The organism is Gilliamella sp. Pra-s60 (assembly GCF_009795755.1).
Classification (GTDB): Bacteria; Pseudomonadota; Gammaproteobacteria; order Enterobacterales; family Orbaceae; genus Gilliamella.
In genome coordinates, this window is the sequence record NZ_WTFA01000020.1 from 1 (window position 1) to 22,757 (window position 22,757).

At 34.6% G+C, this 22,757-nt stretch carries 21 protein-coding genes; 10 read left to right on the forward strand and 11 right to left on the reverse strand.

The window, feature by feature from the left end; genetic code table 11:
• The first annotated feature begins 556 nt into the window (after positions 1 to 556).
• On the forward strand, positions 557 to 2,206 hold the full coding sequence (pgi, locus tag GQ596_RS10095; protein ID WP_160401600.1) for a glucose-6-phosphate isomerase: 1,650 nt from the start codon (positions 557 to 559) through the stop codon (positions 2,204 to 2,206).
• Positions 2,207 to 2,291: 85 nt separating this feature from the next.
• On the opposite strand, the gene crr is transcribed toward pgi, so the two are convergent.
• From crr to GQ596_RS10115, 4 genes are all read right to left on the reverse strand, one after another.
• Entirely contained in the window at positions 2,292 to 2,795 is a 504-nt protein-coding gene (gene crr, locus GQ596_RS10100) for a PTS glucose transporter subunit IIA (RefSeq protein WP_160401602.1), read from the reverse strand.
• 9 nt (positions 2,796 to 2,804) lie between these two features.
• A complete protein-coding gene (ptsI, locus tag GQ596_RS10105) occupies positions 2,805 to 4,532 on the reverse strand; it encodes a phosphoenolpyruvate-protein phosphotransferase PtsI (protein ID WP_160401604.1) in 1,728 nt (575 codons plus the stop codon).
• Positions 4,533 to 4,584: 52 nt separating this feature from the next.
• Entirely contained in the window at positions 4,585 to 4,842 is a 258-nt protein-coding gene (ptsH, locus tag GQ596_RS10110) for a phosphocarrier protein Hpr (protein WP_160401606.1), read from the reverse strand.
• Between the two features lie 131 nt (positions 4,843 to 4,973).
• Positions 4,974 to 5,336, reverse strand: a complete 363-nt coding sequence (locus tag GQ596_RS10115) for a hypothetical protein (protein WP_160401608.1) — start codon at positions 5,334 to 5,336, stop codon at positions 4,974 to 4,976.
• Between the two features lie 124 nt (positions 5,337 to 5,460).
• Here GQ596_RS10115 and GQ596_RS10120 point away from each other — a divergent pair, with 124 nt between their 5' ends.
• Positions 5,461 to 6,003, forward strand: coding sequence for a UPF0149 family protein (locus GQ596_RS10120; RefSeq protein ID WP_160401610.1), 543 nt, complete (start codon positions 5,461 to 5,463; stop codon positions 6,001 to 6,003).
• Between the two features lie 40 nt (positions 6,004 to 6,043).
• Positions 6,044 to 7,354 (forward strand): Xaa-Pro aminopeptidase, encoded by a 1,311-nt coding sequence (gene pepP, locus GQ596_RS10125; RefSeq protein ID WP_370516497.1) that lies wholly within the window; start codon positions 6,044 to 6,046, stop codon positions 7,352 to 7,354.
• Positions 7,355 to 7,452: 98 nt separating this feature from the next.
• Here pepP and GQ596_RS10130 read toward each other — a convergent pair whose 3' ends face one another.
• The gene (locus tag GQ596_RS10130; RefSeq protein ID WP_160401612.1) at positions 7,453 to 8,274 is read right to left on the reverse strand and encodes a TonB family protein; all 822 of its coding nucleotides are present in this window, start codon (positions 8,272 to 8,274) and stop codon (positions 7,453 to 7,455) included.
• A gap of 154 nt (positions 8,275 to 8,428) precedes the next feature.
• Between GQ596_RS10130 and ispB the strand changes: the two genes are divergently transcribed.
• Entirely contained in the window at positions 8,429 to 9,415 is a 987-nt protein-coding gene (gene ispB, locus GQ596_RS10135) for an octaprenyl diphosphate synthase (protein WP_160401613.1), read from the forward strand.
• A gap of 144 nt (positions 9,416 to 9,559) precedes the next feature.
• Complete coding sequence (locus tag GQ596_RS10140) at positions 9,560 to 10,441, forward strand: EamA family transporter (RefSeq protein WP_160401614.1); 882 nt, start codon at positions 9,560 to 9,562, stop codon at positions 10,439 to 10,441.
• A 114-nt stretch (positions 10,442 to 10,555) separates the two neighbouring features.
• Here GQ596_RS10140 and ffh read toward each other — a convergent pair whose 3' ends face one another.
• Positions 10,556 to 11,923, reverse strand: coding sequence for a signal recognition particle protein (gene ffh, locus GQ596_RS10145; RefSeq protein WP_160401615.1), 1,368 nt, complete (start codon positions 11,921 to 11,923; stop codon positions 10,556 to 10,558).
• Between the two features lie 200 nt (positions 11,924 to 12,123).
• Here ffh and GQ596_RS10150 point away from each other — a divergent pair, with 200 nt between their 5' ends.
• The 5 genes from GQ596_RS10150 to galU all read left to right on the forward strand — a co-directional run bounded on the left by GQ596_RS10150 (position 12,124) and on the right by galU (position 15,940).
• Positions 12,124 to 12,507, forward strand: coding sequence for a RidA family protein (locus GQ596_RS10150; RefSeq protein ID WP_160401616.1), 384 nt, complete (start codon positions 12,124 to 12,126; stop codon positions 12,505 to 12,507).
• Positions 12,508 to 12,771: 264 nt separating this feature from the next.
• Positions 12,772 to 13,965, forward strand: a complete 1,194-nt coding sequence (locus GQ596_RS10155) for an amino acid aminotransferase (RefSeq protein WP_160401617.1) — start codon at positions 12,772 to 12,774, stop codon at positions 13,963 to 13,965.
• Positions 13,966 to 14,009: 44 nt separating this feature from the next.
• On the forward strand, positions 14,010 to 14,141 hold the full coding sequence (locus GQ596_RS10160; protein ID WP_202112501.1) for an entericidin A/B family lipoprotein: 132 nt from the start codon (positions 14,010 to 14,012) through the stop codon (positions 14,139 to 14,141).
• Positions 14,142 to 14,197: 56 nt separating this feature from the next.
• Entirely contained in the window at positions 14,198 to 14,701 is a 504-nt protein-coding gene (locus GQ596_RS10165; protein WP_160401619.1) for a hypothetical protein, read from the forward strand.
• 324 nt (positions 14,702 to 15,025) lie between these two features.
• Complete coding sequence (galU, locus tag GQ596_RS10175) at positions 15,026 to 15,940, forward strand: UTP--glucose-1-phosphate uridylyltransferase GalU (protein WP_160401621.1); 915 nt, start codon at positions 15,026 to 15,028, stop codon at positions 15,938 to 15,940.
• A gap of 103 nt (positions 15,941 to 16,043) precedes the next feature.
• On the opposite strand, the gene GQ596_RS10180 is transcribed toward galU, so the two are convergent.
• From GQ596_RS10180 to GQ596_RS10200, 5 genes are all read right to left on the reverse strand, one after another.
• Entirely contained in the window at positions 16,044 to 16,382 is a 339-nt protein-coding gene (locus tag GQ596_RS10180) for a hypothetical protein (protein WP_160401622.1), read from the reverse strand.
• A gap of 86 nt (positions 16,383 to 16,468) precedes the next feature.
• A complete protein-coding gene (locus tag GQ596_RS10185) occupies positions 16,469 to 19,033 on the reverse strand; it encodes a tetratricopeptide repeat protein (RefSeq protein WP_160401623.1) in 2,565 nt (854 codons plus the stop codon).
• A 58-nt stretch (positions 19,034 to 19,091) separates the two neighbouring features.
• Positions 19,092 to 19,703, reverse strand: a complete 612-nt coding sequence (locus GQ596_RS10190) for a hypothetical protein (RefSeq protein WP_160401624.1) — start codon at positions 19,701 to 19,703, stop codon at positions 19,092 to 19,094.
• Positions 19,703 to 20,341, reverse strand: coding sequence for a hypothetical protein (locus GQ596_RS10195; RefSeq protein ID WP_160401625.1), 639 nt, complete (start codon positions 20,339 to 20,341; stop codon positions 19,703 to 19,705). The genes GQ596_RS10190 and GQ596_RS10195 overlap by 1 nt, the downstream gene beginning before the upstream one ends.
• Positions 20,342 to 20,347: 6 nt before the next feature.
• On the reverse strand, positions 20,348 to 22,345 hold the full coding sequence (locus GQ596_RS10200) for a WG repeat-containing protein (RefSeq protein WP_160419969.1): 1,998 nt from the start codon (positions 22,343 to 22,345) through the stop codon (positions 20,348 to 20,350).
• Positions 22,346 to 22,757 lie beyond the last annotated feature (412 nt).

The following is a 22,757-nucleotide window of genomic DNA, read 5'->3' on the forward strand; positions in this document are numbered from 1 at the left end:
CCCACCTGACCCCATGCCGAACTCAGAAGTGAAACGCCGTAGTGCCGATGGTAGTGTGGGTATTACCCATGTGAGAGTAGGGTGCTGCCAGACTTTTAAATAGATGAGCCCAGCAGTGATGCTGGGCTTTTTTGCTTTTGGGATTTTTATTTAGGAAAATACTAAAGCAGTACACTAATAGTAATTTAGAATTATAATTTATTGGTTTATTTTAATTTACCCTTATTTGATATTGAATAATTCTGTTAATGATATCATTTTATTTAACCACACAAGAGATACTAACTTTTCCCTCCGTAACCTAAATGAGATAGATAGAGCGAGCCTAACTAAAAGGACATGTTCATTCGTTATTTTTCACTGGTAGTCCTAAGTATAGATGAAGAAAAACTTAATCTAATAAAGACTGTCAGGAAAGCTATTGATTTTATTTGATTTTTTTATTTTGTTGTTTTTTATAAAAATTACTCCATTTTAATCGACTGGATCCTTATCTTGCATCATGTCAGGCATAGTTATATCATGGCTACAATCCCATATTATTAAGGAATAAACTATGTTAAAGTCAATTGATCCAACTACTACTGAGTCTTGGAAATCGCTCCAAGCTAGCTATGAAAAGCATCATACTAAAACCATTGCTCAGATCTTAAAAGAAGAACCACAACGCGTTGAAAAGCTCAGCATTCCTTTTGAAGATGAATTTTTGGTTGATTTGTCTAAAAATCGTATTACGCAAGAGACACTAGCATTACTTTATAAACTTGCTGACGAATGTGATCTGGCTGGCGCAACACAGGCCATGTATAGTGGTGAAAAGATAAACCGCACTGAAGACCGGGCAGTACTGCATGTAGCGTTACGTAACGTATCAAATACACCAATTTATGTTGACGGTAAAAATGTGATGGATGATGTTAATGCTGTTTTAGCTAAGATGGAATCATTCAGTAAAAAGGTGATCGAAGGTGAGTGGAAGGGCTATACTGGTAAGGCGATTACTGATGTGGTGAATATTGGTATTGGTGGTTCAGATCTAGGACCAGTAATGATTACCGAAGCGCTACGACCTTACAAAAATCACTTGAACATGCATTTCGTATCAAATGTAGATGGTACACATATTGTTGAAGCACTGAAAGGTTTAAATCCTGAAACAACGTTATTTTTGGTGGCTTCTAAAACCTTTACTACACAAGAAACCATGACTAATGCACAGACAGCACGTGCATGGCTACTTGATGCGGCTAAGGATGATAAAGCGGTTGCGTTACACTTTGTTGCATTATCAACTAATGCCAAAGAGGTTGAAAAATTTGGTATTGATACTACCAATATGTTTGAGTTTTGGGATTGGGTTGGTGGTCGTTATTCGTCATGGTCTGCGATAGGATTATCGATTGTATTATCTATTGGTTTTGATAACTTTAAGCAATTTTTAGCTGGTGGTCATGCGATGGATAAACACTTCCAAAATGCGCCAATCGATAAAAATATCCCAACTTTACTTGCGTTAATAGGTATTTGGTATAATAATTTTTGCGGTGCTGAAACCGAGGCGATTTTACCTTATGATCAGTATATGCACCGTTTTGCTGCTTATTTCCAACAAGGAAATATGGAGTCGAATGGTAAGAGCGTGGATCGTAATGGATATAAAACGCCGTATACTACAGGTCCAATTATTTGGGGTGAACCGGGTACAAATGGTCAACATGCGTTTTATCAGTTAATCCATCAAGGGACTAAGCTCATTCCTTGCGATTTTATTGCTCCGGCGATTAGCCATAATCCAGTTAGCGATCATCATCCTAAGTTACTTTCTAACTTTTTTGCTCAAACCGAGGCTTTAGCATTTGGTAAAACAAAAGCGCAAGTCGAGCAAGAGTTTATTGCCGCTGGTAAGACACTTGATGAGGTTAAATCTATCGTTCCATTTAAAGTCTTTGATGGTAATAAGCCGACTAATTCGATATTAGTGAAGAAGATCACTCCTTATACACTTGGTGCATTGGTTGCAATGTATGAGCATAAAATTTTTACTCAGGGCGTTATTTTAAATATCTTTAGTTTTGATCAATGGGGTGTAGAGCTTGGTAAGCAATTAGCTGGACGAATTTTACCTGAATTGGCTGATGATAAGCCAGTAAGTTCTCATGACGATTCGACCAATAGTTTGATCAACCAATATAAAAAGTGGCGTTAGATTATTTTAGTCAATCGACTATTAGAATAGAGGATAAAATAAAACCTTCAGCTTTGGCTGAAGGTTTTTTTATAGATATATGGCGTTACTTTTTAATTCGCATTATTGGCGTTTTACCCGCTTCGATAGTACCTGATAATTTAGTTAACTCAGTCACTGTTTCCATATTAGAAATAACTACTGGCGTTAACACTGATTTTGCTTTGCTTTCAAGTAGTGGTAAGTCGATTTCAATAATTGTGTCACCTACTTTTACTTGTTGACCCTCTTCTGCAATTCGAGTAAATCCTTCGCCTTTTAGTTCTACGGTATCAATACCAAAGTGAACAAAAAGTTCGATACCTTCGTCTGATTCAATAGCAAAAGCGTGGTTGGTTTCGAAAATTTTGCCAATTTTGCCGCTTAATGGTGCAACGATTTTGTTACCAGATGGTTTGATGGCAACACCATCACCAACGATTTTTTCAGCAAAAACCACATCTGGCACATCTTCGATTTTGACAATTTCACCACTTAAAGGGGCAATAATCTCGATGCTATTTTTATTATCATCAGATACAAATTGCTTAATTTTATCGAATAGACCCATTATTGTCTCCTAACAAACTTGCTTTTCAGCAGTATAATTTTCAATTAACTCGATGATTTCTTTAGATGTCGCTTTTTCAAGTACGGTATCTGCAAATTTTTTCGCTTCTGCATAATTAGTATTACGAATTAATTTTTTAATTTTTGGAATAGATACTGCACTCATACTGAATTCATCAAGTCCCATACCTAGTAATAAGATGGTAGCTCTTTCATCGCCAGCAAGTTCACCGCACATTCCTGTCCATTTTCCTTCCTTATGAGAAGCATCAATAACTTTTTTAATCAATGTCAACACAGAAGGTGAAAACGGATTATAAAGGTGAGAAATTAGTTCATTACCACGGTCAACAGCTAAAGTATATTGTGTTAAGTCGTTGGTACCAATACTAAAGAAATCTACTTCTTTGGCTAAATGATGTGCAATCACAGCTGCTGCTGGGGTTTCGATCATAACGCCGATTTCAATGTTTTTATCAAATGCTTTACCTTCAGCACTTAATTGTTCTTTAAGAATATTGATTTCTGTCTTTAATGTACGAATTTCTTCAACCGAAATGATCATTGGGAACATGATACGAAGTTTACCAAATGCCGATGCACGCAATACTGCACGTAGTTGTGTGTGTAGTATTTCTTTGCGATCTAAGCAAATACGGATAGCTCGCCAGCCCAGGAATGGGTTTTCTTCTTTTGGTAGATGCATATAAGGTACATCTTTGTCACCACCAATATCCATGGTTCGAACAATAATTGATAAGCCATTTGTTGCTTCAGCCACTTCTTTGTAGGCTTTGAATTGTTCTTCTTCATCAGGATATGCTTCACGATCCATGAACAAAAATTCAGTACGATAAAGCCCAACACCTTCGTAACCATTACGTTCAGCCCCAGCGATGTCACGTACAGTGCCAATGTTGCCACAAATTTCTACTTGATGGCCATCAAGTGTGACTGCAGGTAAATCCTTTAATTTTGCCAGTTCTTCTTTATCGGCTGTGTATTTTGTCTGAACTTGTTTTAGTTTTTCTTGAGTATTGTGATCTGGATTAATATAAATGGCATTATTTATTGCATCTAAAATAATAAAATCACCATGTTTGATCGCCTGAGTGGCATTAGATGTGCCGACAATAGCAGGGATTTCTAAAGAACGCGCCATGATTGATGTATGGGAAGTGCGTCCACCGGCATCAGTAATAAAGCCTAATACCATTTCTAAGTTTAATTGAGCTGTTTCTGACGGTGTTAAGTCAGTGGCAACTAGGATACATGGTTGATTGATTGCACTAAGATCAACAATTTCGATACCTAAAACATTTTTAAGTAATCGTTTGCCAATGTCACGAATATCGGCAGCGCGTTCTTTTAAATATTCATCATCTAGATTTTCAAGCTCTTTAGCTTGTGCCTCAAATACTGATTGCACCGCAGCGTCTGCGCTTGAATGCTTGCTTTGAATACGAGAAATCACTTCTTGTTCAAGATCTTCATCTTCAAGAAGCATGATATGCCCTTCAAAAATAGCGGCTTTATCTTCCCCTAGTGTTAACTTTGCTCGCTCCATAATTACGTTTAGCTGTTCGCTTGATTTTTGGCGAGCCTCTTTAAAGCGTTCTATTTCAGCGTCAATTTTGTTATCAAGAATTTGTCTATTATTAATAACAATTGGTTCTTCTTTTAGTAATAACGCTTTAGCAAAAGCGATACCGGGGGAAACAAGTATACCTGATACCATAACATTTAGTCCTTATTCAATTTTAAAACCGTTCATATCTCATTGGGAGTGATTATTCTAATTCTGGAATTAATTTTACTAGATGTTTTACTGCTTCTTTTTCGTCTTCACCTTCGGCAGAAATGCTAATGGTTGTTCCTTGTGTCAAGCCTAAAGTCTGCAATTTAAATAAACTTTTAGCGCTTGCACTTTTGCCGTTAGATGTGACAGTGATTTCTGCATTAAAGTTTTTTGCTTCTTTAACGAATTGCGCCGCAGGACGTGTATGAAGCCCGTTAGATGCAGTAATAGTGACATCTTGTGTATACATTTTTTTACTCCCAAAAATATTCTCATATTAATGACCAATATAAATAAAAACTGCCTGAAAGGCTAGTAAGATTTCATTGTTTATATTAAGTCAATTGTATTAGTTAACATTTATTATGATAACTATGTTTTTCAGTATCGGTAGATGCGAGTGATTTTATCACTACATTTTTTAAATTCTACCTGCCCATGGATTCCATGTTTTATATTTTCAAACACGATTTCTTCACTGCCATCAAGTTGTGAGGCGCGAATTTCTTTTTTACAAAAAGCTTCAAATCGTTGTAGTTCTTGTTCGCCATTACCTATTTTATATGATTTAGGCAAATCTTGACTGGTTACATTGGTCTGTATTTTATCCTGTACATCAAGGATAATGACACCTTTATTAGGTAAAAATGAGCTACAGGATGCTAACGACAATGCTAATCCTGAGAAACATAATAGACTTAATCGTTGCAGAGATAATTTTGCAATTAATCTAACAATGTTCAAAATAATTCCTTTATAAAGCACAGTAACCTGTTTATTATTTATAATTGAATACGGATTATATACTAATAATCAAAGAAAGTGCAGAGTGCATTTTTAGTGATATGACAAGATTAGGGTGGAGCTTATGTCTGATGCTATTAATTACGACGAATTTAATCGTCAATTAATCCAAAATAAAATTGGTATTACTGCTGCTGAGTTGCATGGTTTTCTTTCTGGAATTTTAGCAGGTGGTAATCATGATGAAAGTTGGCATCCTTTAGTTAGCGATATGTTAAATAATGGTCAAGCGATTGTTGAACCATTAGCTGAGCAAATAAAAAGGCTTTATCTGTTAACTAAGCAACAATTTTCTAATGATGATTTTGAATTTGAGCTATTACTTAGTCATCATGATTTGTTTACGCAAATTGATGATTTGGTTGGTTGGGTGAATCATTTTTTACTTGGTATTGGCCTTGTACAACCTAAAATTAACCGTCTGAAAGGCGATGTCGGCGAAGCGATTTATGATTTACGCCAAATTGTTAAATTGGGTTATGATGAAAGTGAAGATCAAAAAGAGCTTGGTTTTGCATTTGAAGAAATTAAAGAGTATGTTCGTATAACAGCTATGCTCTGTTTTGATGAGTTTAACGAGCCTGATATAGCTCCGACCATTCATTAATATGAATAATTACATCCCATTAAGTAAGGCTATGACTATGATAAACAGTAATATCAAAACAGAACTATTGTCACGAAGAGAAAAACTATCATCCCAGATGACCACAAATAGTGTTGCACTTTTTTTTGCTGCCCCTGAAATGACACGCAGTAATGACACCAATTACCCATATCGGCAAAATAGTGATTTTTGGTATTTTACGCTTTTTTCTGAGCCAGAAGCAGTTTTTATTATTGTTAAACAAAATGATAATTCTACTAGATATGTGTTATTTAATCGTAAAAGAGATCGACTAGCTGAAACTTGGACAGGTTATCGATTAGGACAACAAGCAGCGTTAGATGCTATTTTTGTTGATGAAGCTTATGCATTTGATGAAATTGCTACCGTATTACCTGATTTATTGAATGGTAAAACAGCAATTTATCATGCTGATCAGCAATATGAATATGCTGATAACATTGTTGATAATGCAATGGAGACGTTGCGAAAAGGTAATAAAATGAATCTTTTCGCACCCAGTTGCATGATTGATTGGCGATCGCTAGTTCATGAAATGCGTATGTTTAAATCGGATTTTGAAGTAACTATTTTACGGCAAGCTTGTCAAATTAGTGCTAAAGCTCATGTTCGCGCTATGCAAAAATGTCAACCAGCGATGTTTGAATACCAGCTAGAAGCCGAAATTTTACACGAATTTGCTTGGCATGGGGCACGTTTTCCATCTTATAACACGATTGTTGGCGGTGGAAATAATGGTTGTATATTGCATTATGAAAATAATAATAAACCGTTAAAAGCGGGTGATTTAGTTTTGATCGATGCTGGTTGTGAATATCAATACTATGCGGGGGATATTACTCGAACATTTCCTGTTAATGGTCAATTTAGCCAAGCTCAACGTGAAATTTATGACATCGTTTTAGCATCACAATATCAAGCAATTAAATTACTTAAACCGGGTACTTCTATTATGGACGTGAATCATCACGTCGTTAGAATAATGGTTGAAGGCTTAGTCAAATTAGGCATTATGCAAGGTGATATCGACACTTTAATTGCCAATAAAGCATATATTGAATTTTATATGCACGGTTTAGGGCATTGGTTAGGAATTGATGTGCATGATGTTGGTAGCAATCGAGCTAGAATATTAGAGCCAGGTATGGTTTTAACCGTAGAACCAGGCTTATATATTAATCAAGATGCTGATGTGCCAGAGCAATATAAAGGTATCGGTATTCGGATTGAAGATAATATTTTAATCACTGAATCAGGCAATGAAGTTCTAACCAGTGATGTTCCTAAAGAACCGCACGAAATTGAAAAGTTAATGGGAAAAAATAAGTAAATTATTAATGGTAAGCCATAATCACTTTGCTTAAGGTTATGGCTTACCAGTTAGCTAACTATCAAAAAGCTAATACCTAACTATTTATTATCCAATTATTAATTGTTATCTAAACGAATCGATTTATCACGATTGAAGATAATTTTTATTTTCATGTCTTTGGTGGCAATGGGTTGATATTTCCAAGTTTTCATAACGCTGATTACTGAGCGATTAAATATATTATTGGGAATTGCCTCAATAATACGAATATTTTCAACTCGTCCATCACTGTTCACATCAAACTTTGCTACGACATAACCTTCTATGCGCATATCGAGTGCTCGGCGTGGATATTCAGGTTGATTTCGCCTTATCGGCGACGGGTTTCCTGAATATTGACGATTGTCAGAAATCTTAGGTGCAACAGATGTTTTGGCAATATTTGGACTATTTACTTCTTGCCTAACTTGTTTGTGCGAAGCTTTTTGAACTGGTGGACGCTTTTTCTTTGGTTTTGGTTCTTTTTTTATTTCAATTTTTTTTTCAGGCTCAATAGTTGGTTTATCAGTAACTTTTTCGATGATGGGTTCTGGCGTTTCTTCTTTTACAGCTTCCGGCTCGGTTGGAACTTCTTCTATTTTTTGATTATCAATAATTGGACTATTTTCTACGCCTTGTATGTCTGGGGTGTCTTCTACTAGGGATTGCTCAGGTGCTGCTAATAGTGATAGATCAACCATGACGGCTTTGATGGAATTATCCCCCTCATCAACCGCAATATTTTGGGCAAGTAACGCAGAACTAAATAGCATTACCAATAACACAAGATGCGACAGGATGGAAGCCGATGTGCATAGATAGGTGTGTTTTGGTTTTTTTTTAGTAGGGCTTTGTGGAGCCTTGGTATGATCGATGTCTATATTAAAGTTAATCTTCATAACAATTATCATTTTCAACTTAAGACATGTATTTTAAATGAAAATGAGTATCATTTATAGTGTTTTTTAAAATATGATAGATGACACCTTGTTGCATAAAGATATTTATCAGATAATAGAAAACAAATATCTATTATTTGTAGTGGTTAGACTGATGAATACTCCATCAATGAATCAAATACTCGATCTTGTTAAAGAAGATCTAATCAAAGTCAATCAGGCTATACAAGCAGAACTCAACTCTGATGTGGCTTTAATTAATCAATTAGGCAATTACATCATTAGTAGTGGTGGAAAACGCATTCGTCCGGTTATTGCTTTGTTAATAGCCAAAGCACTCAATTATCAAGGTGATAAACATATTATTACTGCTGCTTTCATCGAATTTATCCATACTGCTACTTTATTGCATGATGATGTTGTTGATGAATCAGATTTGCGTCGTGGCAAATCAACAGCAAACGCGCTTTTTGGTAATGCGGCAAGTGTACTCGTTGGCGATTATATTTATACACGTTCGTTTCAAATGATGGTACGCACAGAATCTTTTAAAGTCTTGACTATCATGTCGGCAGCAACTAATGTAATTGCCGAAGGTGAAGTTCAACAACTTATTAATTGTAACGATCCCAACATTACTAAAGAACAATATTTAGAAGTCATTTATCGTAAAACAGCCCGTTTATTTGAAGCAACTTCGCATTCGGCTGCAGTGTTAGCTGGTGCTAATGAAACACAAGAATTGGCTTTACAAGAATATGGAAAATACTTGGGAACAGCCTTCCAAATTATTGATGATCTGCTTGACTATAGTGCCGATAGTAACCAAAAACTGGGTAAAAATTTAGGCGACGATCTTAACGAAGGCAAACCAACATTACCACTTTTACACGCCATGCATCACACAAAAAATGCTCGAGATGCCAAATTAATTCGCCAAGCAATAGAACAAGGTAATGGACGTAACTTGTTAGATCGTATTTTAAAAATCATGGATGAATGTGGATCGCTAGATTTTACATTGCAAACAGCTCAAAAAGAAGCGCAAAAAGCATTTGATGCTATCGCCATCTTACCTGATTCACCTTATAAAAAAGCGTTACAAGATCTTGCCTTATTGTCAGTAAAAAGGGAAAACTAATTAATCAATTCGCAAATAAATGAGTATTCAGTTGAACAGCTATTTTTATAGCTAAATTCATGGCGTTATATCTAATCATATAGTTTCCTGAAAACTTCTTGCCATTAGTTTCATATACAATAACTTCAATTAAGGTAATTATTCATGTTTAAAAGAGCTTTGCCTATTTTATTAATCTTTATTTCGATGATTTCGGTTCAAGGCAGTGCATCAATAGCTAAATATCTGTTTCCTGTATTAGGGCCTGAGGGCATGACGGCTTGGCGATTGTTTTTTTCGTCCATTCTGTTGATTTTTATACTCAAACCATGGCGTAAAACAATGACAAAACAAGCATTGAAATATGTTTGTTTGTACGGAATTTCAATTGGTAGCATGAATTTAGCGTTTTATAACGCAATTGCTAGAGTACCATTGGGGGTTGCTGTCGCTATTGAACTTACAGGACCTATTATGGTGGCAATGTGCTCATCAAGAAAACTACTTGATTTTATTTGGCTAGGTATTGCTATTATTGGGCTGTCTATGCTTTTGCCTCTTTATCAAGTTACAGATAATTTAGATCCTATAGGCATTTTATTTGCGTTATTAGCGGGAAGTGGTTGGGCGTGTTACATTTTATTTGGACGCAAAGCCAGCACTATTTATGGAACATCAAGCGTAGCAGTTGGGTCAGTTATTGCTGCGTGCTTTTTATTCCCTATTGGAATTTGGCAAAGTGGTAGCACAATGTTTTCGTTGGAACTGCTTCCGCTTATTTTTGTCGTTTCATTATTAGCATCGGCAATCCCTTATGGCTTAGATATGATTGCACTACCAAGATTACCGGCGCAAACATTTAGCACATTAATGAGCTTGTCTCCTGTCTTTGCCGCGCTTTCTGGATTGGTGGTTTTGCGCGAACAGCTAACTTGTAATCAATGGTTAGCCATTGTCTTTATTATTATTTCGTCCATAGGCACAGTACTTACTATGAACCATCCAGTAAAGATTAAACCGATTAAATCAAATAGTGAAATAAAGTAACAAAATTAAGCGACTAAAAACAATATCGCACTGTTTATCAGTGCGATATTTTGGGGAAATTTGAAATAGAGATTATGATAGTTATCGCTGTTGAAAATTTGAATTTGTGACGCCTTAACGAGGAGGGAATCCCATACCTCCACCCATTAATCCTTTCATTTGGCGCATCATTTTCATCATGCCACCGCCTTTCATTTTTTTCATCATTTTTTGCATATCTTCAAACTGTTTTAATAGCTTATTAACATCTTGCACTTGTGTGCCAGAACCGTTAGCAATACGGCGTTTACGTGATCCTTTAATTATTTCAGGGTTAGCACGTTCTTTTAATGTCATTGAACCAATAATAGCTTCCATTTTGATGGTAATTTTATCATCCATCTGAGCTTTGATATGATCAGGAAGTTGACCAACACCGGGTAATTTAGCTAGCAAAGCACCCATTCCGCCCATATTACGCATCTGCTTGAGTTGGTCTTGAAAGTCATTAAAATCGAACTTATCGCCTTTTTTTAGTTTTTTGGCAATTTTCTCGGCTTTCTCTCGATCGACATTATGTTGTAGATCCTCAATCAACGAAAGTACATCACCCATGCCTAAAATGCGTGAGGCAATACGATCTGGGAAAAATGGCTCTAACGCATCAGTTTTTTCACCCATTCCTAAGAATTTAATTGGTTTGCCCGTAATATGACGAATAGATAATGCTGCCCCACCACGAGCATCGCCATCAACTTTAGTTAAAATTACACCAGTAAGAGGCAATGCATCGTTAAACGCTTTAGCTGTATTGGCGGCATCTTGCCCTGTCATCGCATCAACCACAAATAATGTTTCTATTGGATTAACGGCTTGATGAAGCGCTTTGATCTCATTCATCATGTCGCTATCAACATGTAAACGACCCGCGGTATCGACAATAAGCACATCAAAGAACTGCAATTTTGCATGTGAAATGGCTTTATTAACGATATCAATAGGTTTTTCATTAATATCAGATGGAAAAAACTCAACATCAATCGCTTTAGCTAAGGTTTCAAGTTGTTTAATTGCTGCAGGGCGGTAAACATCGGCAGAAACAACTAACACTTTCTTTTTTTGCTTTTCTTTTAAAAATTTGGCTAACTTAGCAACACTGGTTGTTTTACCTGCACCTTGTAAGCCTGCCATTAACATAACAGCTGGAGGTTGAGTAGCAAGATTAAGCGAACTGTTAACTTCACCCATTGCTGCTGTAAGTTCCGCTTGAACAATTTTGATAAACTCTTGTCCTGGTGTTAAGCTTTTACTAACATCTAATCCAACAGACTTTTCTTTAACTTGATTAATAAATTCACGAACGACAGGCAAAGCAACATCAGCTTCGAGTAAGGCCATACGTACATCGCGCAATGCGTCTTTGATATTATCTTCAGATAGTCGCCCACGACCACTGATATTACGAAATGTTTGTGATAAACGGTCGGTTAAATTCTCGAACATATTAACTCTCAATGAATAAAAAAATTATGTTTATGATATCAGAAAATTTCAATAAGTCCCACGATCATAATTTTGCGTTAGCTTGACACTAAATTGTGTTCCTGATGAAATGAGAACGTAAAACAAAAAAAGAAAAACCAAATATATTCACCATATTGGTAACTAAATAATGCAATAGATTAAAAAGGAGAAAATTAAATATGGCAAAAATAATTAGCACAGAAAACGCGCCAGCCGCTATAGGGCCTTATGTTCAAGCTATGGATTTAGGCAATATGTTATTTGCATCAGGACAAATTCCATTAGACCCAAGCACAGGTGAAATGCCAAGTTGTGTGAAAGAGCAAGCAAAACAAAGTTTAGCAAATGTTAAAGCGATTGTTACCGCTGCTGGTTATCAAGTGAATAATATTGTCAAAACGACTATTTTTTTAGCCGATATGAATGATTTTGCTGCGGTAAATGCGGTATACGAAGCCTTTTTTATTGAAAATAATGCGACTTTTCCTGCTCGTTCTTGTGTACAAGTTGCTCGAATTCCTAAAGATGCTAAAGTCGAAATAGAAGTGATTGCTGCTAAATAAATTGACTTACTTGATTAGCACCCAAAGGTGCTAATTTTTTCAAAAAATTTCAAATTGGTATGTATTTGACTATAAAACTAATATAAAAACGTTATTTTTTAATTATTTTGCGCTTTATTTTTTATTAAAAAACGACAATTTTCTAACCAAAAATCAACTTAATTATTTGTTGTTAAACTGCTATTTAATGATTGATTGCCAATAAAGTTGGTGCAATAATCTACAATTATTTATTGTTATTTTTGTCTTAACTGGATTGTGAATATGTTTGAAAAAGTAGAGCCGTATGCAGGCGACCCGATTTTATCGTTAGTCGCTGAATTTATTAATGATAATCGAGATAATAAGACTAATTTAAGTATTGGTTATTATTATGATGAAAACAGTATAGTTCCTCAATTAGAATGTGTAAAAACGGCTCGCGATTATATTTATCATCACAATCAAGAGGCACAGCTTTATTTGCCTATGAGTGGGTTATCATCCTATTGCCAAGCTATTGGCTCTTTATTATTTGGCGAACAACACGCTGCTTATAAAGACAAACGTATTGCAACAATACAGACACTAGGCGGATCGGGTGCACTTAAAGTGGGTGCTGATTTTTTATTTCGCTATTTTCCACACGCTCAAGTATGGGTAAGTGATCCAACTTGGGATAATCATATCGCTATCTTTAGTGGTGCGGGTTTTAAGGTCAACCAGTATCCTTATTTTGATGAACAAACATGTGGCGTAAAATTTGATGCAATGCTTGAAACATTAAATCAATTGCCAGCTAAAAGCATCGTATTACTTCATCCTTGTTGTCATAATCCAACTGGTGCTGATTTAACTCATGCTCAATGGGATAAAGTGATTGAAGTATTAAAGAAACGGGATCTAATTCCTTTTATGGATATTGCTTATCAAGGTTTTGGTGAAAGTATTGACGATGACGCTTATGCCATTCGAAAGGCGGCAGATGCAGGATTATGTGGCTTTATTAGTAACTCGTTTTCAAAAACATTTTCACTTTATGGTGAACGTGTTGGCGGTTTATCGGTTTTATGTGATAACAATAACGTCGCCAACCGCGTATTAGGGCAACTGCAAGCAACCGTTCGTCGCAATTATTCTAGCCCATCGGCTTATGGTGCACAGCTAGTTAGTTATATACTAAATAACCCAACCCTTAAAGAACAATGGGTTAAAGAGGTGGATGCGATGAGAAGCCGTATCGTAACAATGCGAACAATGCTTGTCGACCTACTGAAAACTGCTATACCCAATCGTAATTTTGATTATTTAGTTAAACAGCGAGGCATGTTTAGCTATACCGGCTTTACAAAAGAACAAGTCACACAATTAAAAGATCATTTTGCTGTTTATTTGGTGGGCAGTGGAAGGATGTGTGTGGCGGGTTTAAATCACCATAATATTGATCGTGTGGCAGAAGCATTTGCTGCATTAAAATAAACATGCTACTAAAAGGAGTATATTTTATGTTCCATAAAGTGTTAATGTTAATATTAGGTATAGCTATGACGACTTTGGTTGTTGGATGTAACACTGTTAAAGGTGTTGGGCAAGATGTTGAATCGGGCGGAAAGGCTATTTCACATACTGCCGAAAAAGTAAGTGATAAAATGTAACTAAGGTTATATATGTCTAGAAATATTTTAGCATTTTAACTTTTTTTAGAGTAAAAATGCCACGTAGTTTGTCTTTTGTTATATTATTTTTACTTGTTGGGTGCGGTTCGTTAAATTTACGAACTGCCCCTTTAACTATGGAAAATTGTCAATATTCAAACCTATCGGGTATTGAGTTTTTATTAAATACCCTCCCAGCAGATACCCCAAGTTATCAGTATGTTTATATTGCTCAAAGTAGAGTAAGCCAACACTTACCATCTAATTATGCAGGCATAAAAGGCAAATTAACGGGACAAACTTTAGTCCGTGACTATCCTAAAGAAACTTTTTGGCGAACGCCAAGCCTACTAGAAAGCGCTTCTTTATATGACGATGGATATGATGATCTTTATATTCGCAAAACACAAAAAGAAGCGCGTGATCGCAAGGCCAAATTTGTAGTAAGGCAAGCCGTGTTGCAAAATTGCCAAATCGTTTATATCGCTATTGATTCTTTAGCCAAAGACAGGGATAATCCTTTACTAATTGAATCTAGTGACTTATCAATTATTAAATAAGAATAAAAATAACTAAAGGAAAAGACTTAAAGGATTAAAAGGTGGGTTAATTTTAATTTGTGTTAAATTGTTTTTTTATTTGAAGTAGGTCTAAATTATTTATTTTTTCTTTTAAGAATTTATACATATCTATATTTTATTAAAAGTAATAAATCTCCTATCTTCTTTATTATGTTTAGTAGTAGTTTTATTGCAATCATTTATACCTGTATTTGGATTGCTTATATATTAAAGTCAGTACGAGTCAAAAATACATTTGTTAATGGTCGCCGTGTGAAGGTACGAGCAATACCATTGTTGGCTAATTTGTTTTAAGGAAATAAAATGACATTAAATTTAGAAAGTTCGGTTAGCGGAAAAGTAAGAAAAGCGGTTATCCCCGTAGCTGGTTTAGGTACGCGTATGTTACCTGCAACTAAAGCCATTCCTAAAGAGATGCTTCCTGTTGTTGATAAACCACTAATTCAATATGTGGTTAAAGAATGTATTGCCGCCGGCATAACCGAAATTATCTTTGTTACTCACTCATCAAAAAACTCGATTGAAAACCACTTTGACACCAGTTTTGAATTAGAAGCAATGCTAGAAGCGCGTGTTAAACGTCAGTTATTGCAAGAAGTACAAGGTATTTTGCCTAAAAATGTCACAATAACAAGTGTTCGCCAAGGCTTAGCAAAAGGGCTTGGTCATGCAGTATTATGTGCTTATCCTCTGGTTGGTAATGAACCTTTTGCTGTTGTTTTACCTGATGTCATTATTGACGAATACGATAGTGATTTGACTCAAGATAATTTAGCTGCAATGATCAATAATTATCACGAAACCAAACACAGCCAAATCATGGTAGAGCCTGTGCCAAAAGAGTTAGTTTCTTCCTATGGTATTGTTGACTGCCGTGGTGAAACGCTATCAGCAGGCAATGTTACACAAATGTATAGCGTTGTTGAAAAACCATCGATTGACAAAGCACCATCAAACCAATCTGTAGTTGGACGCTATGTATTATCTGAAAAGATTTGGCCTTTACTTGCTAAAACGCCATTAGGCGCAGGGGGGGAAATTCAGTTAACTGATGCGATTGCAATGCTACTAGAAGAAGATCCAGTTGATGCTTATTGCATAAAAGGCCGTAGCCATGACTGTGGTAATAAATTGGGCTATGTACAAACCTTTGTTCAATATGCAATGCGCCACAAAAGTTTGGGTAACGATGTTAAAGCTTGGTTAAAGACACTTTAGTTTTGAACATCTAACAATATAAAAAAGGGCGCAGATGGCGTCCTTTTTATTTATAATAATTAAAGTGGTCAAATTTTTATTTGATTAACATGAATTTGACCTACTAAAAAGGTATGCAATTTTCGCGTATTTTTTGTAGCTCCTCTTTGCTGTGTGAGATGCTGTCTATTTTTTGAACTTCAATGAGCTTTTCATCGTATTCAATAGAATTGATACAATTGAATACAATAGGATGCTGATAATAACCAAAAAATTTAGGTGTAACATACTTAATTTTGATATTTTTTGGTTGTTGAGATACTGGTTGACTAGTAACAAAAGTATTATTCTTAAAAAAATAATAGCCACCACTAACCACCAATACTAAAAAAATAGCGCCTAATGCCCAAAGTATTTTGAGGGTAATTGGTTTTTTTTTGTTTTCAATAACAATACTATTCATACTTTATTTACCTATATTAACTATTTAAACACCAGTCCGTATTGAATTTGGTGGTTTACTTTAATTAAGCACTATCACTTAGTCTATTATTCATTAATATCCAAATGCGTTAACGGAAGAAAACGATATAACTTACGATAGTCATTGAATATATTATTGACCTCTAGTTGTTGTTCTTCAGTTAATTGAGCAGTGATTTGCTCTACTTTTTTTATTGCTTGGGTTTGATTATATTCAACTAATAAACGATACCAAACTAAAGCTAATATATTATTTTTCGGAATTTCTATTCCTTGTTCATGCATTTGTGCAAGTTCAAACCATATTTTATAAATATCAGACGAAGATAATTTTAAATTTTCATCAAAGTATTCTGAGAAGCGATTTTTTTGATAGTATTCGCTAAATTCAGGATCTGAATAGTACTGCATTAAATCATTTTGTAACAAAACTGATTTAATATATTCAGACTTATTTTTATTTTCACAATAAAAAGCTAAAAGCCTAGCAGCAGCTGGGTTGCCTGATTTTAGTAATGTTTTTATATAAGGTAGCACGGTATTATTTGGCAAATTAACCTGTTTTTTTGCTAGTTCAAAAATTGCATAAGGATTATTATCTGCAATTTGAGCTTTAAGCATTGTATCAAATTGTTTATATTGTTCTGATAATTTGTAATATTGTGCTTTTAAAAAAGCTTTCTTTTTATCATTTTTATCACTGCTATCAATCCAACTAAAGAGCAACTCTTTCTTAGGTGTACAAATAAAAGAATCTGCACGGTTATTCATTTGACTTAACAACTCATCTTGAGCAAAAGTATCGCCATTAGCAGCAAGTGACAATGCGGCTTTACAACTTTGATACGTTTCTAGTCCATTCCCATTTGTATCATGCCTTACATGGTGATATATGGCTTTATCGTTTTGCTCGACTTCGCTTTGAGTTTGTAACCAATCCATGCCATCAACCATAACCGTTGGGGAATGGTAAATTTGTTGGTGGTTAAGATATTGGGTTGTTAACCAATCAAATTCAGGGTGAGACTTATCAATTGTGATTAAAAAATCCTGTGCAGGTTGATAACCTTGCTTAGCTGCCAAATCAAGATATTGCCAAGCATTATGATAACTTTGCTCAACGCCTTTACCTAAATAATAAATGACACCTAACCGATAATTCGCTTTTGAATTGCCTAATTCAGCCGCTTGTTGGTAATAGGTTATTGCTGTCTTTTCGTCTTCAATAATAAAGTCATATAACGTACCAAATTGATAAAGCACTGTCGGATTGTTGGGTTCAATTTTTAATGCTGATTGATAAAGATCTATCAATTCATTGGTTGTTTTACCTTCAATATTTCTAGCATCACGATAAAAACCATAAGCCATTTCCTGTTGTTGGGCAAGTTCCAGCAAAAGAGGAATAGATTTAAATTCACGTAAGAAAAAATAATTGTCAACTTGAAATGTTTCGACTTGATTTTCTATCAGTTTTTCATAAAAAACTTCTTTATCTTTAGGGTTATCAGCAAAAACAACATTGATAACTTTTTGGGCTTCAGCACTATCAAATTTATTTATATAAAATGGTATAATAAACTGATGTAAAAATTGATCTTGCAATGGCATATCAGTTGAAGATGTAACGTATCTATATTTTGTTAAGTCCATCTGATGGTGCGTTAGGTCACCTTGTTCTATACCTAAATGATAATATTTTACTGCTTCTCCCATATCTTTTTCTACACCTAAGCCATTTAAATAAAACCACCCTAACTGGAAAGCGGCTTTTTGTTTTAATTTTTCTGGTATGTCAGATTGTTCGACTATTTTTAGTAACCATTTGGCTGCCCAAAGGTAATTAGGGGTATTTAATTTTGAACCGTCAGGTTGCCCCCCATCCAAAAAGTAATTGACCATTTGCGTTGACGTTTCTAACGTTTGTTTATCAGCATATTTACTAATATTGTTTGCAGTCTTTTCAAGCCAATAGAGTGATTTTTTGGGATCGTTGAGCTTATCTTGATAGAGTTTATATAGTTGATATTGTGCCAGGTTATAATCCCCCCAATCGGTGCTTTGACTTGCTATTTTATAATGCTTGATTGCTTTAGCATAATCGGCTTTAACCTCTGTCCCCTCGTGATAAAGCAACCCTAACCAATAATGGGCTTCGCCGACGCCAAATTCTTTACCATCTGGTTGTGCTAACCAAAATGTACCTTCAATAATTCGAAATTTTGCTTTGTCTGAAATCGGCGAAGCAGCCCTTTCTAACCAATAAAGTCCTTTTTTAATATCTTTGGACACTAATTCCCCTTTAATATAAGCAACACCTAAGTCTGCTTGGGCGATAGGGTATAGGTTTTCGGCTGATTTTGTTAACAATTCGATATATTTATCGGCAGATTTATCGCGACAACCTGACAATTCTTTCTTGCTATGTTTGAAATATAACTGATCAGAGCGACAATAAAAACTATCCTTTTTTATTAAAGGGTTATAAGCCTGAGCGATTTGATATTGGGCAACGCTATCTTTCCTTTTGAAAGCTAAATACCAATCTTCTTGATAGATAACGCTTGCAAATGTGCAACAAGGGAAAGCCCAAAACATGGTCAACAAAAACAAAATTTTTTTATTATTCATATTACTACATCTTATTTATTTAAGTGCATTACAAAATAGATAACGATCTTCCATCCATTTAGCGAAGTTTAATTAATTCGGATTCCTCAATTTGAAATGAAGAATAATATAAACTAGATTGATAATGAATTGCCTTTGCATCATAAAGCCGTTCGGTATTGAGCGAAGGGGTTATATAATATTGCGTTAGGCGTTTATCTTTTGCCCAATCAGGAATATCACTAAATGAATAATGATAATAGACCAATTTTGATTTTTTACTGCGTTGACTATACCTTCCTGAAATCGATTCAGTTTTATACACATCATTGACTTTAATATTGCCAAAACAAAAACCATCTTTTTCTGGATTAAAATACGTTTTACCTTCTTGGGATAATCGATATCTTGTGGCATAAGTTAATGACCCATCCAACTTGGTTATGGATAACTTACGTTTAGTTAATAAGTTTAAATCGACAAAAATATCTACTAGTTCATCATTCAGATTATCTTCAACGATATTGTCATCAAAAATATCTTTAGGAAATCGTCTTACTTCTTTAGGTAAAGAATAACACAATGGTTGATTATTATTGATTGTCGATTGTAATTCATCTTTATTAATGTTGTTATCACAAGCCACAAGCGACAAACCACAAAGCAGCATAAATAGTGTTTTTAACTTCATTATTGATCCCATCCTCCGTAGATGTGGGTAATTAAACCAATTCCTGACACGCTATAAAGCTGATTGTTTTTATCTAAACTAAATGTAGCGGTTGCGGTTTTTGATGGATTATTAATATACGAATCTTGTTTTGATAAAATAGGCTCAATATTGGCAGGAAAATCAGCCACTTTATATTGGTACTCAACAGTAACATAATTACCAGCTTTATCGGTTTTGTTTATTTTTTCAACCGTAACTTTACCGAAACAAAAACCAGAATTCTCTAATTTAGGCCAAGTTTTGTAGTAGCGTTTCCCTTTTTCGGTTAGGTTATAAGTGTATTGATAATCTCGACTAGAATTACTTATTGCCGTGATCGACTCATCAACTAATTCAGCATCGACCGCCATCAATAGGGGCTCTGATATCAAGCTAGAATAATCAAAGTGATAAGGGAAATGACTAATGTATTCAAATACAACACATTCAACGGGTTCGCCATTTTCATTAATTGCATCAAAACGTTGTTGAATTTCTTTTTGCCACTGTTCAGATGTTAAATTAAGTGTCGCATCAGCACGTGACTCATTACTCACGATGGCTAACATCAATGCCATGCATAATGGGCAAAATGATAAATATTTCTTAAGTTTCATAAAGTCTTAACGTCCTATACCTGTACTAGAATAATAGTAAGATGGTTCAAAAAACAACGCATTTTGCAAGCTAGTTAATTCTTTTGAATTTTTTTGTTGCTTTTTAGGATAAATAAGTTCGGTTAACGACATTGGAAAACAACGTCCCTTATTCAGATAATCAAAGTTTTTTGTTGAAAGCGCCGAATCTGTTAACGGAAATTGACTACAACGATAAGCAGGTAGCCTATCAAGTTGATAGTCTGGTCGAGTCTTAATTTGCTTAGCCCAATCAATTTCCATTGATGTAAAGTTAGAAAAGGTATCGTCAGGATTGTTAGTTAAAACAATCATATGATCTTTAACAAAAATGACTTGCGCAATCAGATGACTAGTAGTAACTACTTGCCTATTATCTTCGTCGATATGCTCAAAGATATAACGATAGCCAAATTTCATTGTGTGATTTTCAACATCTAATTGTGGCTCTATTAACCATTCAAAATGTTGATAGCGATTGCGGTAATTTATCGCTTTACGTTGTAAATTATCTTTTATTTCTTGCAGAAGCTTAGGATCATCAAACCGCTTTTTTTCTGCCTTTAAATCAATATAGCCAACATTATGTACAGAAATACACAATTGATTATTATTGCTATATGCTGGCATCAAAAAACGATTACAGCCTTTTTCAAGAAAAGGCCTCTCATAATAAATATAGCCATCTGGTATAGCTAAATCAGCAATATCTTTAATATTAACCGTTTCAGGACCAACTAAATAGGTTTCATTTTTGGTATGTTTTATTGTATTGTTCTGTTTATTATTTTGTTTTTTGATGACAAAATAATTGGCAATTTCACCGATTTTATCTTCGGGAATATCAACGACCTTATATTTTTTATTCATCCAAGTATCTCTTACGACCGATTCATCAACATATCGGTTCAATAAACACTCTTTTTCAATATCTAAAGGCCATACAATGTTACCTTGCGTATCTTTCAAAACGATCAAATCTTGCTTACAAGCACTGTTTTGGGTTTCATCGATTTTATCTTCATAGAATAAAACATGACCATCCTGATCCAAAATTTTGGTTAAAACTCCCCCATCTTTATGGTCTTTTTTGGGTAAATTGGTTTTAGCATAAAACAGCACATGATCACCGACTTGAACGGTACTATAACTATCGTATTTATCGATAGTTTTGCCTGTAGAATTAATTAAACGATACTGATCTTCATTGCTATCCTTTTTAACCCAACTTACCGAACTATAAAAAGGGGTGACTTGATAAAAATTATTTTCATAGATCATAGTCCCTTCGTAATCATAAAGTTGATATACCTCATAATTATCTTGATAATTTTTCACCCAAAAATATTGACCAGAAAGATCTACATTATTATCAAAATGATAGCTATTCATCTCCCATGCTCGTATACCGACATCCACTTCTTTACCGGTTTTTTTATTAATAAGATATTTGCTGTTATGTTTGTAACACAGTTGCATGATTTTATCGAGGGTGACGTTTTGGCAATGAGGATTGTATTTGGTGTTTAGCTCATTGGGATTCTTACTAACAAATTGCCCCTGCAAATCAATATAACCCTGTTTATTATCTTGCGTTTTTACTTCAGCGTAGCCATTATTAAATGGATAGATTTTTTTATAATAAACGCCTTTAGGGGTAATTAAATGACCATCGGTATCAATTAAAACTGATGCCTTAGTATCTTGATAGTAATAAGCAATTCTTTCATTACCCAAATACCTCAACGACCCACCGGGTTTAAAAGTTAAAATATCACCCTGTTTATCAAAAGAATATTCAAAGTTTTCAACTTGCCTAGAATTATTAAAAAAAACATCATTATTTTTTTGTATAATCCAATAATGATCCTTATACGTTATTGTATTCTCATCCTGCACATTATCGACAATCACCTTACCGCTACGATCAAGTAACAAATTCTTATAAGGCACATAAAGTCTTGCATCATCAGCATACGACGACATTGAAAAGCAAGCCAAACTTATTAGATATAAAGCGCTCTTTAATCTTTTTTTTATCACTTAACTATTTCCTTTCCTTAACAAAATTCCAATCATTCATTATTAACGGTTAGTGTTTATTGAATAATGGTAATAGTGAAATTAATGATTATTTTTATTAATACCTAATTCTAAAATAAAATAAGGTTAATTTCTTGTTATTTTTCAAATATGATTTTTGAAAATGGTGTGAGGTTTTTTATTGGGGGGAATTTTCTATAAAAAAACATACTATCAAATGCTCAAAAATCGGTCAGAAAAGGCATTGATTTTATTGAGGTTTTTTGAGGTATTTTTATCAAACAAAACCACCCCCAAAAAAATCCAAAGCAACGCACTCAACCTTCTAACAAATCTTTACAATAAATTAACAAAA